The 14,146-nt window shown below is 69.5% G+C and carries 12 protein-coding genes; 3 read left to right on the top strand and 9 right to left on the bottom strand.

The window, feature by feature from the left end; all coding sequences use genetic code 11:
* Positions 1 to 31 precede the first annotated feature (31 nt).
* Positions 32 to 1,132 (bottom strand): bifunctional WXG100 family type VII secretion target/C40 family peptidase, encoded by a 1,101-nt coding sequence (locus MBA17_RS37495; RefSeq protein ID WP_274386556.1) that lies wholly within the window; start codon positions 1,130 to 1,132, stop codon positions 32 to 34.
* Entirely contained in the window at positions 1,129 to 1,257 is a 129-nt protein-coding gene (locus MBA17_RS49885; protein WP_274386555.1) for a hypothetical protein, read from the bottom strand. Before MBA17_RS49885 ends, MBA17_RS37495 begins: the two co-directional genes overlap by 4 nt.
* A gap of 634 nt (positions 1,258 to 1,891) precedes the next feature.
* On the opposite strand from MBA17_RS49885, the gene MBA17_RS37490 reads away from it, so the two are divergent.
* A complete protein-coding gene (locus MBA17_RS37490; RefSeq protein WP_455432926.1) occupies positions 1,892 to 4,012 on the top strand; it encodes a serine/threonine protein kinase in 2,121 nt (706 codons plus the stop codon).
* Positions 4,013 to 4,279: 267 nt separating this feature from the next.
* Here the strand turns inward: MBA17_RS37490 and MBA17_RS37485 are convergent, their stop codons facing one another.
* Both MBA17_RS37485 and eccCa read right to left on the bottom strand, forming a co-directional pair.
* Positions 4,280 to 4,582, bottom strand: a complete 303-nt coding sequence (locus MBA17_RS37485; protein WP_238502323.1) for a hypothetical protein — start codon at positions 4,580 to 4,582, stop codon at positions 4,280 to 4,282.
* A gap of 46 nt (positions 4,583 to 4,628) precedes the next feature.
* On the bottom strand, positions 4,629 to 8,633 hold the full coding sequence (eccCa, locus tag MBA17_RS37480; RefSeq protein WP_238502321.1) for a type VII secretion protein EccCa: 4,005 nt from the start codon (positions 8,631 to 8,633) through the stop codon (positions 4,629 to 4,631).
* A 72-nt stretch (positions 8,634 to 8,705) separates the two neighbouring features.
* Here eccCa and eccD point away from each other — a divergent pair, with 72 nt between their 5' ends.
* Entirely contained in the window at positions 8,706 to 10,136 is a 1,431-nt protein-coding gene (eccD, locus tag MBA17_RS37475) for a type VII secretion integral membrane protein EccD (RefSeq protein ID WP_238502319.1), read from the top strand.
* Positions 10,137 to 10,146: 10 nt separating this feature from the next.
* Here the strand turns inward: eccD and MBA17_RS37470 are convergent, their stop codons facing one another.
* The 4 genes from MBA17_RS37470 to MBA17_RS37455 are packed head-to-tail and all read right to left on the bottom strand — an operon-like array spanning position 10,147 to position 12,167.
* Positions 10,147 to 10,518, bottom strand: coding sequence for a YbaB/EbfC family nucleoid-associated protein (locus tag MBA17_RS37470; RefSeq protein WP_238502317.1), 372 nt, complete (start codon positions 10,516 to 10,518; stop codon positions 10,147 to 10,149).
* Between the two features lie 2 nt (positions 10,519 to 10,520).
* The gene (locus MBA17_RS37465; RefSeq protein WP_238502315.1) at positions 10,521 to 10,910 is read right to left on the bottom strand and encodes a YbaB/EbfC family nucleoid-associated protein; all 390 of its coding nucleotides are present in this window, start codon (positions 10,908 to 10,910) and stop codon (positions 10,521 to 10,523) included.
* Between the two features lie 31 nt (positions 10,911 to 10,941).
* Positions 10,942 to 11,802, bottom strand: a complete 861-nt coding sequence (locus MBA17_RS37460; protein WP_238502313.1) for a hypothetical protein — start codon at positions 11,800 to 11,802, stop codon at positions 10,942 to 10,944.
* 11 nt (positions 11,803 to 11,813) lie between these two features.
* On the bottom strand, positions 11,814 to 12,167 hold the full coding sequence (locus MBA17_RS37455; RefSeq protein WP_238502312.1) for a hypothetical protein: 354 nt from the start codon (positions 12,165 to 12,167) through the stop codon (positions 11,814 to 11,816).
* 247 nt (positions 12,168 to 12,414) lie between these two features.
* On the opposite strand from MBA17_RS37455, the gene MBA17_RS37450 reads away from it, so the two are divergent.
* The gene (locus MBA17_RS37450) at positions 12,415 to 12,891 is read left to right on the top strand and encodes a YbaB/EbfC family nucleoid-associated protein (RefSeq protein ID WP_238502311.1); all 477 of its coding nucleotides are present in this window, start codon (positions 12,415 to 12,417) and stop codon (positions 12,889 to 12,891) included.
* A gap of 27 nt (positions 12,892 to 12,918) precedes the next feature.
* Here the strand turns inward: MBA17_RS37450 and MBA17_RS37445 are convergent, their stop codons facing one another.
* Positions 12,919 to 14,127: a WXG100 family type VII secretion target gene (locus MBA17_RS37445; RefSeq protein ID WP_238502310.1), complete on the bottom strand. Its 1,209-nt coding sequence runs from the start codon at positions 14,125 to 14,127 to the stop codon at positions 12,919 to 12,921.
* Between the last annotated feature and the right edge of the window lie 19 nt (positions 14,128 to 14,146).

Raw genomic sequence — 14,146 nt, 5'->3', positions numbered from 1 at the left:
TCCCGAACAGAGTGCCGCCCGCTGACGGTCGTCAGGCGAAACGACGGTAGGTGATGGGTTGGCTGCCACCCGCCACCTCATCCACCCGGACCACCGCTCCCGAGTGTGGCGCGTTGATCATTTTTCCGTCCCCCACGTAGATTCCGCAGTGGGTCGGAGGGTCCCCGAAGAACACGATGTCCCCCGGCTGCGGAGGACCGCTGATCGGCTGCCCACTCGCCTGGTAGCCGGCGGCGGTGGTGTCGCCGATCTCGATCCCGGCCTGGTTCAGGGCGTAGTAGACGAGCCCGCTGCAGTCGAATGCCGACGGCCCGTTGGCACCCCAGATGTACGGCTTATCGAAGTGTTGCTTCGCGGCCTCCACGATGTCGGCTCCGGTGCCGGTTCCCGTGACGTACGGCAACGCCGTACCGCCGGCGCCGCTCGTTCCGTAGCCGCCGCCGTCTGAGGTGGCGCCGGGTGTGCCGTTGTAGGAGCTGTTGTGGGTGTCGGTGGGCGAGCCCTGGTAATCGGGTGTGGGCTGCCAGTCGAGGGTGCGGCCGGATTCGGGGACGAAGGGCTGGCCGGAGGCGGCTTCGATGGCTGCGAAGGTGCCGCGGCCGGTGGTGTAGTCGGCGCCGAGGTCGGCGAGGGTGGTGGTGGCGTCGGCGACGGCGGTGGTGGCGGTGTCGAGGTGGGGCTGGGCGTCGGTGATGCCTTGTTCGACGATGCGCTGGAGTCCGGCGTCGAGATCTTCCTGGTCGGAGTCGGGGTTTTCGCGGTGGTAGCTGGTGGTGTAGGTGCGGGCTTCGCCTTCGACGTCGTCGATGATTTCCTGGATGCGGGTTTTGGCGTCTTCGAGGGCGTCGGCGGCGGCGTCGAGCGAGGTGGCGCAGGTGGTGAGGGCGTCGGAGAGTCCGTCGGCGGCGGTGGTGTAGGCGCCCATGTAGGTGTGGAAGGCGTCGGCTGAGGTGCCCTGCCAGGCGGCGTCGACGTCGCGGACGGTGGTGGCCAGGGTGGTGGTGTGGTCGGTCATGTCGCCGGCGGCTTGGCGCCAGTCGGCGGTGATGTTGCGGATTTTGCCGGGGTCGCCGTCGACTTTGTCGCGCATGGCGAGTAGGTCGTCGCCTTTGGGGAGGTCGGCGATGCTCATGTGTTCATCGGGTCGGCCGTGGCCCGGTCGGCCTCCCGCACAATGCCCTCCACGTCGCCGAGCCTGCCGGCCGCCGTCGCACGGCAGCGATCGGGTGCCTCGAAGCGGGGATCGACATCTGTCATGTGACCGTCTCCTGGGAGCAATGACGCAAGGCGGATGAAAATGCATTGTACGGGACAGTGATCTCTGCGGGAGAAGTGCCAGAAGATCAAGGAAACAGCAGGTCAGTGTAGGCGAGCAGGCGATGCGCCAAAGGAGGTGGAAGTGGAAGACGCGTCGCCGGGCCGTCTCGCCGCTGGGCGGGATCGCGCGACATACCGAAGACATACCGGCGGCCTCTAGCCTGGCTGGAGCTGTCACCGGCCTGGTCGGCTGCCGGCGACAGTACAGAAGTCGATCACATCGAGGATCCGTCTCGTGAAGCTCAAGAGCCTGCCCAAGGCGTTCGGTACGGCCGCGGTCGGCGCGCTGATCGCGGCCACCTGCGTCGTCGCACAACCCCGGCGCGGCGGCCGCTGATGCGAGCTTCACCTACTCCGCGCCCAACAAGGCCACCGACCTGCGCACGTTCAAGGAGTACGTGGCAGCCGGCGGCGCGCGGCTCCAGCTCCGCATGGGCAAGTTGTTCATCCCGTGCGGTCAGGTGCGGTGGTGGTGGGCGGCTGTGTCAGCGCTGATGTCCAGCACACCAAGCATGCGCTCCCCCCGTCGCCCTGATGACTCCTGGATAGTGACTGATCCGAACTACTGATATGTATGGGGCGGATTTGGTTCACTATGAGAGCTCTCCATAGGAATCATGAAGGGAATGCGATGGGCCCATTGACTCCAGGTGATCCCGAGCAGATCGGCGAGTACGCCCTTCTCGGGCGCCTCAGGACAGGGCCGCGAGGCGATGTCTACATGGGTCGGCGCTCTGACGACGCCCCGACCTGCGTGATCAAGCTGCTGCCCGCCCGGCCTGGCACGGATCCTGATATCGCCGACACGCTGACGCGTGCCCGGCTGGTGTCGAGCCCCAACGTCGCCCGTGTGGTCGACACGGGCATGCACGGCGATCAGCCGTACATCGTACGGGAGCATATCGAGGGACACGACCTCGCCGAGACGGTGGAAGCCGAGGGCCCGCTCTCCGGCGACGCGCTCGAACGTGTCGCGGTGGGCATGCTCACCACGATGATCGCGATTCACCTGGCGGGCGTGACGCATCGCGGTATCACCCCGCATAACGTGATCCTCGCCGCTGATGGTCCCCGGGTGACCGACATCGACCTCGGCGACGCCGTAGGAGAGGTGGGCTACCGCTCTCCCGAGCAGCTCAACGGGCTGCGGCACGGCCCGAGCGCCGACATGTTCTCGTGGGCCGCGACGATCGTCTTCGCCGCGACGGGCCATGCTCCGTTCGGCCACGACGCCGCTGCGGTGACGAGCGGCAAGCCGGATGTCGGCGACCTGGAACACCCCCTGCGGCGAGTGGTGCTGTCCGCGCTGTCGAAGGAGGCCGCCCAGCGTCCGACCGCACAGACCGCGCTCCTTCAGCTCCTCGGTGACAAGAACGCCGACAAACTGGTCGCGGGTGTCGCACAGCCGCCGCTGCCTCCCGAGGGGATCCCGCTCACGCTGCCTCAGCGGATGCACGAGGGCGCACCCATCGAAGGAGTGGCGCTCCCGTTGGAGGCCGCCCGGGCACCGCAGCAGGGCTGGGGTTCCGATCCCGCCGCCCCGCAGCAGGAGGCCGGGTGGGGGCGTCCGCCCATTCCGGGGCAGCAGCAGCCGGCGCAGATGTGGAATGTCCCCCGCCAGGAGCGGATGAACGAGCCCCCTCCCCGCAAGCCGTTCCCGGTGGCACTCGTCGCGGCCGTCGGCGCGGTCGCGCTGCTGTCCGCGATCGGCCTGTGGGGCGCAGGTCGCTACGCCGCCATCCAACCGACTCCGGTTCAGAACGCGGCGGCCGAGCAGTCGGTCACGGACCCGCGCCCCCAGTCGGCCGACGACACCGCGGCCGCCCCACTGCAGCCGCAGCAACCACCGCCCCCGGTGACCGTGCCCTGGGCGGTCTCGCCCAGCCAGAGCGACGGCGCTGTGCAACCGCTGGTCCTCCCGACCGACTGGCCTTCCGAACGGCCGGCCGTACCCGAGCTCACGACGATCCCGACACCGTTGCCGGTCCCCACCCAGCCGGGCGTGCCGACGGGCCTGCCGTCCGTGCCCCAGCCGACCACCACGGTGACGACGACCCCTACGCCCCCACCCACGCCCACGCCCACGCCGTCGATCTCCTCGATTGAGCCCGCGCCATCCGAGACCCCGACGCCGACGGTGACAGTGACCGTGGAGCCGACGCCGACCAAGACGACCGTGCCGAGGCCCATCCCCACCAAGACGACCACGTCGAGGCCTACCCCGACCAAGACGACCGTGCCGAGGCCCATCCCCACCAAGACGACCACGTCGAGGCCTACCCCGACCAAGACGACCGTGCCGTGGCCCATCCCGACCAAGACGACCACGCCGAGGCCCTACCCGATGGAGCCGCCTCCTGGCACGTCCCAGCCGAACCGGACGGTCCCCCAGGCGGTGTGCGGCGCGAGTTTCGTGCTTCGGCAGTCCAGCACGTTCGCCAGCGGTACGACCCATCTGCTCTACAAGGCCTCCACTTCGGAGTACTGCGTGGTCACCATCAAGAGCACAGATGTCGGTAAGAAGACCCCGGTCCGGGCCACTCTGACGATGCGGGGCGGAGCGACCAGGACCGTGAGCCGCAGCGACGAGTCCTATGCGGGCCCGGTGAAGCTCAAGGCCACCGGCAGGTGTGTGAGGTACGGCGGCGCCGTCAACGGTATAAACGGCGGCGGCGCCTGGGGCAACTGCAGCTGATGTGTCCAGGCCGGGCGGGGACCTCCGGGTGCCCGCCCGGCTTCGCACGTCAGCAGCCCCGGTAACCGGTGCCGTTCTTCTTATCGATCACCCCGGGCACCTCGGAGACCGAGCCGGTTTCGGGATCGCCGTCGACTTCGTCGCGTATGGCGAGTAGGTCGTCCCCTATGGGGAGGTCGGCTCCGCGAGGGCGGGTCGCTGCCGGGTGTCCTCGAGGCGGATGACCTCGGTACCTATGCCGTGAAGTTCCGGGGCGCGGGGCGATGCTCATGTGTTCATCGGGTCGGCCGTGGCCCGGTTGGCCTCCCGCACATTCTCCTCCACGTCGCTGAGGGCGCGCTCCACCCCGTCGAGCTTGACCTTGGCGTCACCCAGTTCGTCGGACAGGGTTCCCCATCCGCTGTCGATCGCCGACGCCAGCCCCGAGGCGCCGTCCACGGTTCCGAAGATCGCGGACTCGGTCGGCTTCGAGGCCGTGTTCGGCATGTCCCCGTCGAGCGTCTCGAAGTCGCCTGACGCCGTCCGTGCCGCTGTACGGCACCGGTCAAGTGCCTCGAAGTGGATTTCCAAGGGGGAGCGTTTCCTTCCGCGGAGCCGGCCGTCCGATCAGGTTGGATCATGTCTCGTCGTGCGGCGGCAGGTAGGCGGTCTGCGAGAGCCGCGGGCCGTACCTCCGGTCGATGTGCATACCCCGGCCGGGCGGAAGCGGCTGCGGCCGTACGTTGCCGAACAGGAAGCCCTCGTCCTTGTTGCCCGACAGGATCACCGCGGGGGTGGCCATGTCCTTCAACCGCTGGATCACCGGGTCGAACATGGCACGGCCCGCCCCGCCCATCTGACGGGCCAGGACGAGGTGCAGGCCGATGTCGCGGGCCTGCGGCAGCAGTTCGACCAGCCCCAGCAGCGGGTTCCCCGTGGTGGCGACGAGATCGTAGTCGTCGACGAACACGTAGACGTCCGCCCCCTCCCACCAGCTCCTCGTCCGCAACTGCTCGGGAGCGAGGTCCGCCGGGGGAAGCCGCTTGAGCAGCGCGTTCCGCACGTTCTTGATCAGCTCCTGGGCGGCGGTGCTGGACGCGGCGTAGCCGATCCGGTGCTCGGTCGCGGCGGAGTCGAGCAGCGCCCGGCGGTAGTCGATGACGATCATCATCGCCTCGTACGTCTCCCGCCTGGCCACCAGTCCCTCGGCGATGAGCCGGAGCAGGTTGGACTTTCCGCTCTCCGTGTCGCCTATCACGACGAAGTGCGGGTCGGCGTCGAAGTCGAGCAGCACGGGCGACAACGTCGCCTCGTCGATCCCGATCGGAATCTTGCCCGGCCCCGTCTGCTCCGGCCGCGGCAGTGAGTCGGCGGGCAGCACGGCGGGCAGCAGCCGCACTCTGGGGGCCCGGGGGCCCTTCCAGGAGTCGTTGATCGCCTCCACGAGCCCGCGAACGCCCGCCGCGAGGTCCTCGGAGCCCTGCACCCCGTCGATCCTGGGCAGCGCGGACAGGAAGTGCAGCCCTTCCCTGGTGAGGCCGCGCCCCGGCACCCCACTGGGCACGGTGACCGACTTCTTCCTGTTCACCTCGGACTCGTAGGCGTCGCCCAGCTTCAGCTCGATCTTGGTGCCGAACAGGTCACGGATGCTCGGCCGGAACTCCGACCACTTGTTGGTGGCGGCCACGATGTGGATGCCGTAGCCGAGCCCGCGCCCGGCGAGATCCGTGATGACGGGCTCCAGCGACTCGAACTCCTGCCGGACGGTCAGCCAGCCGTCGATGACCAGGAACACGTCGCCCCAGCCGTCGCCCTCGATCGTTCCCGCGGCGCACTGCTTCCGGTAGGTGGCCATCGAGTCGATGCCGTGCTCGCCGAAGTCGCGTTCGCGCTGCGCCAGGATCGTGGAGATCTCCGCGACCGTACGGCGTACGCGGTCGGGGTCGAGCCGGCTGGCGACGCCGCCGACGTGCGGCAGTCCCTCCAGAGAGGCGAGCGAGCCGCCGCCGAAGTCCAGGCAGTAGAACTGCGCCTCTTTAGCCGTGTGCATGAGCGCCATGCTGGTGATCAAGGTGCGCAGGACCGTGCTCTTGCCGCTCTGCGTGCCTCCCGCGACGCCCACGTTTCCCGTGCTGCTGGACAGGTCGAGCCAGAAGGGGTCCCTGCGTTGCTCGAAGGGCCGGTCGATGATGCCGACCAGCGCGTGCATCGTGCCCCTGCCGCGCCACCCCGCGGTGGTGAGGCCGTGCTCGGGAGTGGCCGAGAGCGGCGGCAGCAGATCGGCGAGCGTCGGCGGCGCGGTGAGCGGCGGCAGCCAGATCCGGTGGGCGGGGGGACCCTGGCCCGACAGGCGGGCCACCACGACGTCGAGCAGGCTGCTCTGCGCGCCCCCGCGCTCCTCCGCGTGGCTGATCTGCTCGCCGGTCTCCGCCGGCGCCGGAGGCTCCTCGACCTCGACGACGGGGACGAAGTCGGGGCCGTACTCCACGACTTCGCGCACCGTCTTCTTGCCGTCGTGCGAAACCCCCTGGAGCGGGTCGGCATGGTAGGCGCCGGACACGTAGGCGGCCTTGAAGCGGATCATCCCGGTGGTGTCGAACTTCAGGTAGCCGTTGCCCGGCGCGGACGGCAGCTCGTAGGCGTCGGGGACGCCGAGCACCACGCGGCTCTCCATCGCCGAGAACGTGCGCAGGCCGATCCGGTAGGACAAGTGGGTGTCCAGGCCGCGCAGCCGACCTTCTTCAAGGCGCTGGGAGGCGAGCAGGAGGTGCACGCCGAGCGAACGGCCGAGCCGCCCGATCATCACGAACAGGTCGATGAACTCCGGCTTGGCGCTCAGCAACTCGCTGAACTCGTCGAGGACGACGAACAGCGTGGGCATCGGCAGCAGGTCGGCCCCCTGCTCACGGGCCCGCTCGTAGTCGCGCAGCGAGGCGTAGTTGCCGGCCGCGCGCAGCAGCTCCTGCCGGCGGATCATCTCCCCGTGCAGCGCGTCGTACATGCGGTCCACGAGGGGCAGCTCGTCCTCCAGGTTGGTGATGACCGCCGAGACGTGCGAGAGGTTGTCGAGGCCGAGGAACGTGGCGCCGCCCTTGAAGTCGACCAGGACGAAATTCAGGATCTCCGACGAGTGCGTGATGGCCAGGCCCAGCACCAGCGTGCGCAGCAGTTCGCTCTTGCCGGAGCCGGTGGCGCCGATGACCAGACCGTGCGGCCCCATGCCGCCCTGTGCCGACTCCTTGATGTCCAGTTCCACCACGCGCCCGTCGGAGCCCAGTCCGATGGGCACCCGCAGCCGGTTACGGCCCGCTCTGGGCTGCCAGATGAGCTTCGCGTCCAGCAGGGTGGGATCGCCCACGCCGAGCAGTTCGGTCAGCGAGGTGTTGACGCCGAGCGCGTCCTGGGTGTCGCCGATCGAGGTGAGCGAGACGCGCAGCGGTGAGAGTTGCCTGGCCAGCCCTTCGGCCCGCAGATAGTCGAGCCTGTCGGGATCGCCGAGGCGGGTGGTCGAGCGCTTCCCGGCATGGTCGATCTTCACCATGTGGAATCCGTCGGGCTGGACGTCCATCCGCAGCGTGAGGGCCTCCTCCACCGGTCCCGTCGACTCGGACAGGTCGATCACGGTGACACCCTGGATGGCATCGGCGCCGAGCTGGCTCTCGTGCGGGACGTGCCCGCCGTCGACGATCAAGACGTGGTACGGCAGGGCGTCGGACGACCCGCCCGGCCGGAACCTGGCCCGCTCCTTGAGATCCTCGCCGACCATGCGGTCGAGGTGGGCCAGGTTGTCGGCCATGAGCCTGGTCTGACCGGCGGCGTCGGACTGCTCGGGGTGCAGGGCGTGCGGCAGCCACTTGACCCACTGCCAGTGCGGCATCCATTCCTTGCCGGCGCACACCATGATCCGCAGATCGTCGGGCGAGTGGAAGACGGTGAGCTGCGCGATCATCGCCGTCACCAGCTCCCGTACGGCGAGCGGGTCTCCCGTGAGGTGGATCCGGGCGAAGGAGTGCAGGGCGACGGCCACCGGCAGGTTCGAGACGGTGGAGTGCGCTCTGACGAACCTGCGCAGGGCGCCCGCCGAGAGCGGGTCCAGGTCTTCGACCGGCTTCGAGTCCGGCGGGATGAGCTGGATGGCGAGCTTCTGCACGCCCGTGCCCAGCCGTACGGTGGGGAAGTCCTCGTCGCGCGGCCTGCGCTCCCACAGTCGCGGGCCCATGGCCACCCACCACAGGGTGTCGGGCGCCGGGCTGCTCCACTCCAGGGCCTCCCGCTGCTGGTGTCCCGCCTTCCGCACCTTCTTGCGCACCTGTGACAGGTAGCGGAAGTAGTCGCGTCGCAGGCCGTTCAGCCGGTTCTTGCGTTCTCCCGCGTTGCGGCCGAGCTGTCCCACGGTCATCCCCAGCATGGAGAACGCGAACAGGCCACTGGCGACGTACATGATCGGATTGGTGTTGCCGCCCGCGGTGAACATCAGGCCCATCGCCGCGCCGCCGGCCACCATCGGGACATAGGTCAGCACCGCCATGAGGCCCTGCGGCTGAACCTCCGGGATCTCCGGGGGCGACTCCAGCAGGATCTCGCCTCGGGGCGGTTTGGGGCTGGGGCGACGCTCGGGGCGCTGGACGATAACTATGCTCATCTGGCTGACCTTTTTATCAGAAGTTCCTATATGGTCGCTGATGTTCCTGTGGCAGCTGGGGAAGTGACGAAGATGGTGAATTCGCTGGAGGCTCCCTCCCAGCAGGGCGCTCTGCCACAAGTGGCGGCGCCGCTCCCGCCGATGTGCCACATCACGATCATCGCCCCGCGCAGGAAGGCAGACCTGGCGCTGCCGGCGGACATCCCGTTGCCGCACGTCCTGCCCGCCCTGCTGCGGGCCGTGGGCGAGGCGGGGGGTGAGTTCGCGACCGGCCCCGGCTGGGTCCTGCAACGACCCGGCGGGCCGCCGCTCGACCTCGGACTGAGCCTGGGCGGGCTGCGAGTCCTCAACGGGGAGGTGCTCTACCTCAAGCCGCGCGAGCAGACGCTGCCGCCCGCCCTGTACGACGACGTGGCCGACGTGGTGGCCGCCGGAGTCAAGGACGGCGGCGCCTGGGGCCCGCGGCAGACCCGTGCCGTGGGTAGCGGCGCGGCCTCGGTGTTGCTCGTGCTCGGCGTGGTCGTACTGGCCCTCTCCGGCGCTCCGCAGCCGTTGCCGATCGTGATAGCGGGGTTGGTCGCCCTGCTGCTGGTGGTGGCCGGCGCGGCGCTGTCCAGGGCCGTCGGCGACTCCTCGGCCGGCGCCCTGGTCGGCTACGCGGCCCTGCCGTACGCGTTCCTCGCCGGATTGCTCACGCCGGGCGCCGACGGCGGTCTGGCCACGCTGGGCGCGCCCAACCTGCTGTCGGCGCTGGCCACCACGGCGCTCGTCGCCACCCTGGGCGGCGTGCTGATCTCCGACGGCGTGGCCGGGTTCCTCGGCGCCGCGGTCGCGTCCGTCGTCGGCGCGGTGACCTCCGCCTGCGTCATGGTGTTCGGCGGGCCACCGGCCGGAGCGGCTGCGATCGCCGTTACGATCATGCTGACGCTGAGCCCGCTCATCCCCTCGCTGTCGTTCCGCATGGCCAAGGTCCCACTCCCCCCGCTGGCCACCAACGCCGACGAACTGCGCGGCGACAACGAGCAGGTGGACAGCGCCATGGTGCTGGAGCGGACCCGCCAGGCCCGCCGATACGCGACCGGCCTGGTCATCGGGATCGCCCTCGTCGCGCTCAGCACTCAACTGCTGCTCATCACCGAGGACGGCTGGATCGCCACCACGATGGCCGTCGTCCTGTCGCTCACGCTCCTGCTGCGGGCGAGGATCTTCGTCGGGCCCGCGCAGCGCCTCTGGCTGATCCTCACCGGCCTGGGCGGAGTGACCGCGCTCGTGGTGACGCACAACATCGGCGCCGGTACGGTCGCGCTCGTCGCGGTGGTCCTCGGCCTGCTGTGGGCCGCGATGGTCCTGCTCGGACTGGGCCTCTGGCTGCCCACGGGCAGGCCCTCGCCGTTCTGGGGCAGGGCGGCGGATATCGTCGACCTCCTGTTGATCATCGCCCTCACCCCGCTCGCGATCGGGGTGCTGGACCTGTACGTGTGGGTGCGAGGGTTGTCAGGCTGAGATCCGCGGGTCAGGTCGCGAATCCGGTGCGGTCCGCGAGGTCGCGCCGGGACTCCGCCATCAGCGCGCCGAGGCTGGGACCGTTCCCAACCCGCAGGCTGCCGAGCATCTCGTCCTTCGCCGCCGCCGCGGCGGCCTCCGCGCCGTGGACGGCGGAGACGACGGCCTCGGCCAGCTCGGCGCGGCCGAGCCGCCGCATACCGAGCGGACTGATGTCGAGCCCCAGGAGCGAACCGGCGGGATCGACCGTGGCCACCACGGCGCCCTTCGCCGCGCTGCCGGTGAACGTCCGTTCGCTCCACTCGGCCACGATCGCCTCGTTCCGTGCCGCGATCTCCGGGAGCGCCGCCATGAGCGCCCGCAGCTCATCCGCTTCCTCCACGATCATCCCTCCCGCAGCACAGCGTCGATGTACGGCTTCAGTGGATCGGACGGCGCGCCCACGGCCGACTGCGCCCCGGCCATGTCCTCGAGCGCCTGCGTCAGGTGCTCCGCCGACGCCAGCCGCGCCGCGCCTATGGCCTGCACTACGGTCTCCGCCATGGCCAGGTGGTCGAGATCGCGCATCGCACGTGGATCGATGGACAGGCCCAGCAGTTGTCCCGAGCCGGACACCTTCGCGACCACCTGCCCTGTGGGGTCGGCGCCTTCCATCCGCTGTTCGCCGGCCTCGCGCAGGGTCTCCGTGAGGCCCGCCATCCACCCGCCGACCTCGCCCAGCAGGCTGCCGACGTCGCCCTTGCCGTCTTCGTTGAACGTGCCGATGTGCTTCACTCGCCGTCCTCGCTGAGCGTCCTGATGTGCTTCACTCGCTGTCCTGTGGGCGCTGCCAGTTATCGCCCATCATCTCGGGGTCCGAGATCGAGGGGTGCAGGTTGAGGTCGCGTGGGCCCTGTGCCGGGTCACCTCCGTTGTAGAAGGCGCCGCGCAGGTTGTTGAGCAGGAGCTCCTGCTTGTTCAGCTCGCCCTCGTAGGTGTTGTAGACGTCGGCGAACTGGGAGACGAGGTTGTGCACCAGCCCCGCGAAACCCGTCACCGCCGCGATCAGGGCGGCCTTTCCCATGGGGTGGGCGCTCATCTTCATCACCGCCCCGAGCACCGGCGCGCTGGCAGCGTAGAGGGCGAATAGCGACAGGTCGTATTCCAGGACCTCTTTGTAGAGGCCCTGCATGGTGGTGCTCGACTGGTCTGAAACCTTGCCGAGCTGGCCGTACAGGCCGTTGATGTTGAAACGGATGTGCCGCTGGAGCGCGTCCACCGCGTCGCCCTTCCAGTTCGGCGTGACTTCGTCGAAGTAGCAGCGCCACACGTCCGACCTGCCGCCTTCGAGCCGGCCCGACATGTCTTTCCACGTCTGCCTGCGGTCGGCGAACAGGAACGGGTTGCCGAGGTTCAGCGTGGCCACCGCTTCCAGGGCCAGCGCGGCCAATCCCAGTCCCGACATGACCATCCCGGTCCGGGTCGTCTGGCGGAGCGGATTGAGCTCGGTGACCAGCTGTTTGAAGAAGCCGGGGTCGGTCCGGGTGGAGATTTTGGGGGGGACCTTGTGGGTGGAACCATCGGGGGGGACCTTGTGGATGGAACCATCGGGGAGGACCAGGAGACTAGGCGGATTAGTGGGGAGTATCAGCCGCGGCGTGTTCGGCGTGTTCGGGGGGATTGTCATCTAAGCCTTCCTCAGCTGGGCTCGTCGTGCATGGCGCTCGCCTGCTCCACGGCGATGTAGTTTCCCGCGGCCCTGTACAGCCGGTTGCTGTCGTCCCAGAGGACATCCCTGAGAATTCCCGCGCCGAACGCCCATTCGTCGGCGATGACGTTGATCCGCTGGACGAACGGGAGCCCGACGAGCGGAATGCCGGCGAGCGGGACGAGGTTCCACCCCTCGAACCGAGGGGTGCCGTTAAGCAGATCTTCGGCCGTGGCGGCTGAGCCGTCCATCGTGTCGGCGAGCTTCGTGATGTAGCCCGCGGCGACCTCGTAGCCGGGCTGGGCGGATTCGCCGTACTGCGCGTGTACCGCCGAGGCGTCCACCGCCGACGTCTGTGGCGGGCAGGGGCCCGGTGGGGGGCACGCCGGCGTATGCGAGCACGGGCTCAGCATCAGTGGTGTGGCCGGTGTCCCGGGGGCAGGAGTTAAATCTGACACGAGATACCATTATCACCGTCTCGCCGCGTCGCGAACGGCGTCTTCGCAGGTGAGCGGCATTTGTTTACGACAAATTCACAACACGGTCGTTCCTGGTCAGAAGTAGGGCCACCTACCGCACGACTGGTGGGTTATGGTGCTGATGGTGCCTGTGGTCATGGGGGGGTTCGTGAGCGAGAGCTTCGGCAACGACTTCGATGTAGAGGCGTTCATGAACAAGGCCAACGCCCATACGGAGAAGCTCGAGGAGCTGGAGAAGACCCTCGCGTCGGTCGTGGGCCGCGCGCAGGACGAGGACAACCTCGTCACCGCGGAGTACGGCGCCGACGGTCTGAGCGAGTTGCTGATCCACCCCAAGGCGATGCGCCTGAGCTCGGGCGAGCTGGCCGAGCGCGTCAAAGAGGTGGTGCGTGCGGCCACGGCCGACCTGCAGCGCCAGATCGACGAGGGGATGAGCGAGGTTCTCGGTGCGGAGAACAACCCGATGCGGTTCCTCACCGACCCCGAGGCCGCGACCGCACAGGTGCGCGAAGCGGAAGCCGCGTACAACCGCACGTTCAATGACGTGATGGGCGAACTGGACCGCATCAGCCGCCGTCTCGATCTCTGACCGCGGGCATCCGACCGCTGTGGCCGCTCAGCCGATGCGGTCGGGACCGGCACCGGTGCTGATCCGCCACGCCTCGGGTTCCGCGTCGTAGAACGTACGGTCCCGCTCGTCGCCACCGTCCGCTCCGCCGCCGCCGCCCATCATGGGCATGAAGGGCATGGAGTGCCTCGTCTCCTCGTGCCCTTCCCTCGCGGTGCCGATCAGGGCGGGTGCCACCGCGCCCTCCCCGGATTCGCCTCGCGGGCCGCTTTCGCTGGTGGTGGTGGCGCTGTTGGCCCCGTTGCCGGTGCCGATCACCCCGCCGGGCGAATGAAGCATGGCGACCGGGGTGACGGGCATGGCCGTGACCCTGTCGCCGTAGGAGGTGGTGGTCAGCACCGGCGGAGCGGTCGGCGGGCTCGGCGGCTGGACGTTCGGCGGCATCGGATCAGCGCCCGCGAATTCGGTCCGCAGGTTGGAACCGGTCCCGCCGATGACGGCGGGAGCCTCTCCGTCGCCGCCCGGCCGCGGCCCGACGCCCGGATCGGCCGTCCCCGGCAGGACCTCGGCGGGCCCCACGGTGAACGCCGTGCTCCCGGCTGTACTCCCGGCTGTGCTCCCGATTGTGCTCCCGGTTGTGCTCCCCCCGTCTGTGCTCCCGTCTGTGCCGTCGTCGATGCCCGGCGACGGATCGGACCAGACGCCGATCGGCGTGGCCTGCCAGGGGTCGACGTCGCCGGGCTCGAACAGGGGCAGATCGTAGGCGACGCCATCGGGGAGGGCGTCGTCGAGCCCCGCGATCTCGGTGTTGAGCGCGCGGAGATGCTCCCGCGCCGCCTCGTCGCGGTCCGGCGGCGGTTGGGAGGGGTCGCCGGGCACGGTGTCGCGATAGTGGCGTAGCCGCTCGCCGTACGCGAGGAGCGGGTCGCCGGTCGAGTGCATCGCCTCGCCCAGCGAGCCCGCCGTGGCGTACAGCTTGCGCAGTGCGTGCTGCGCCGAGACGGCCGCCTCGCCGGTCCACGCCTCCGCCAGTTCGGCGGCCACCCGGCGTAGGGTGCCGCGGACCCCGGCCTCGTCGTATCCGGGCCGGCCGAGCAGGTCCGACGCGTGCAGGAACACCCGTCCCGCCCGCTCGACCGCGGCGGGGTCGGCGCCGGCCAGCGCCGACGTGACCCCCTCCCTCGTGAGCTCGCCGACACTGTCACCCTGGAGGGAGGAAGACCGCTTGATCGGCTCCCAGCCGGAACCGGACCCCATGGTGATTCCCCTGCCCCGG

This window comes from Dolomitihabitans soli (assembly GCF_022213955.1).
Classification (GTDB): Bacteria; Actinomycetota; Actinomycetes; order Streptosporangiales; family Streptosporangiaceae; genus Streptosporangium_A; species Streptosporangium_A soli.
The sequence above is the reverse complement of the archived record's forward strand: the minus strand, read 5'-3'. Positions and strand labels throughout refer to the sequence as shown.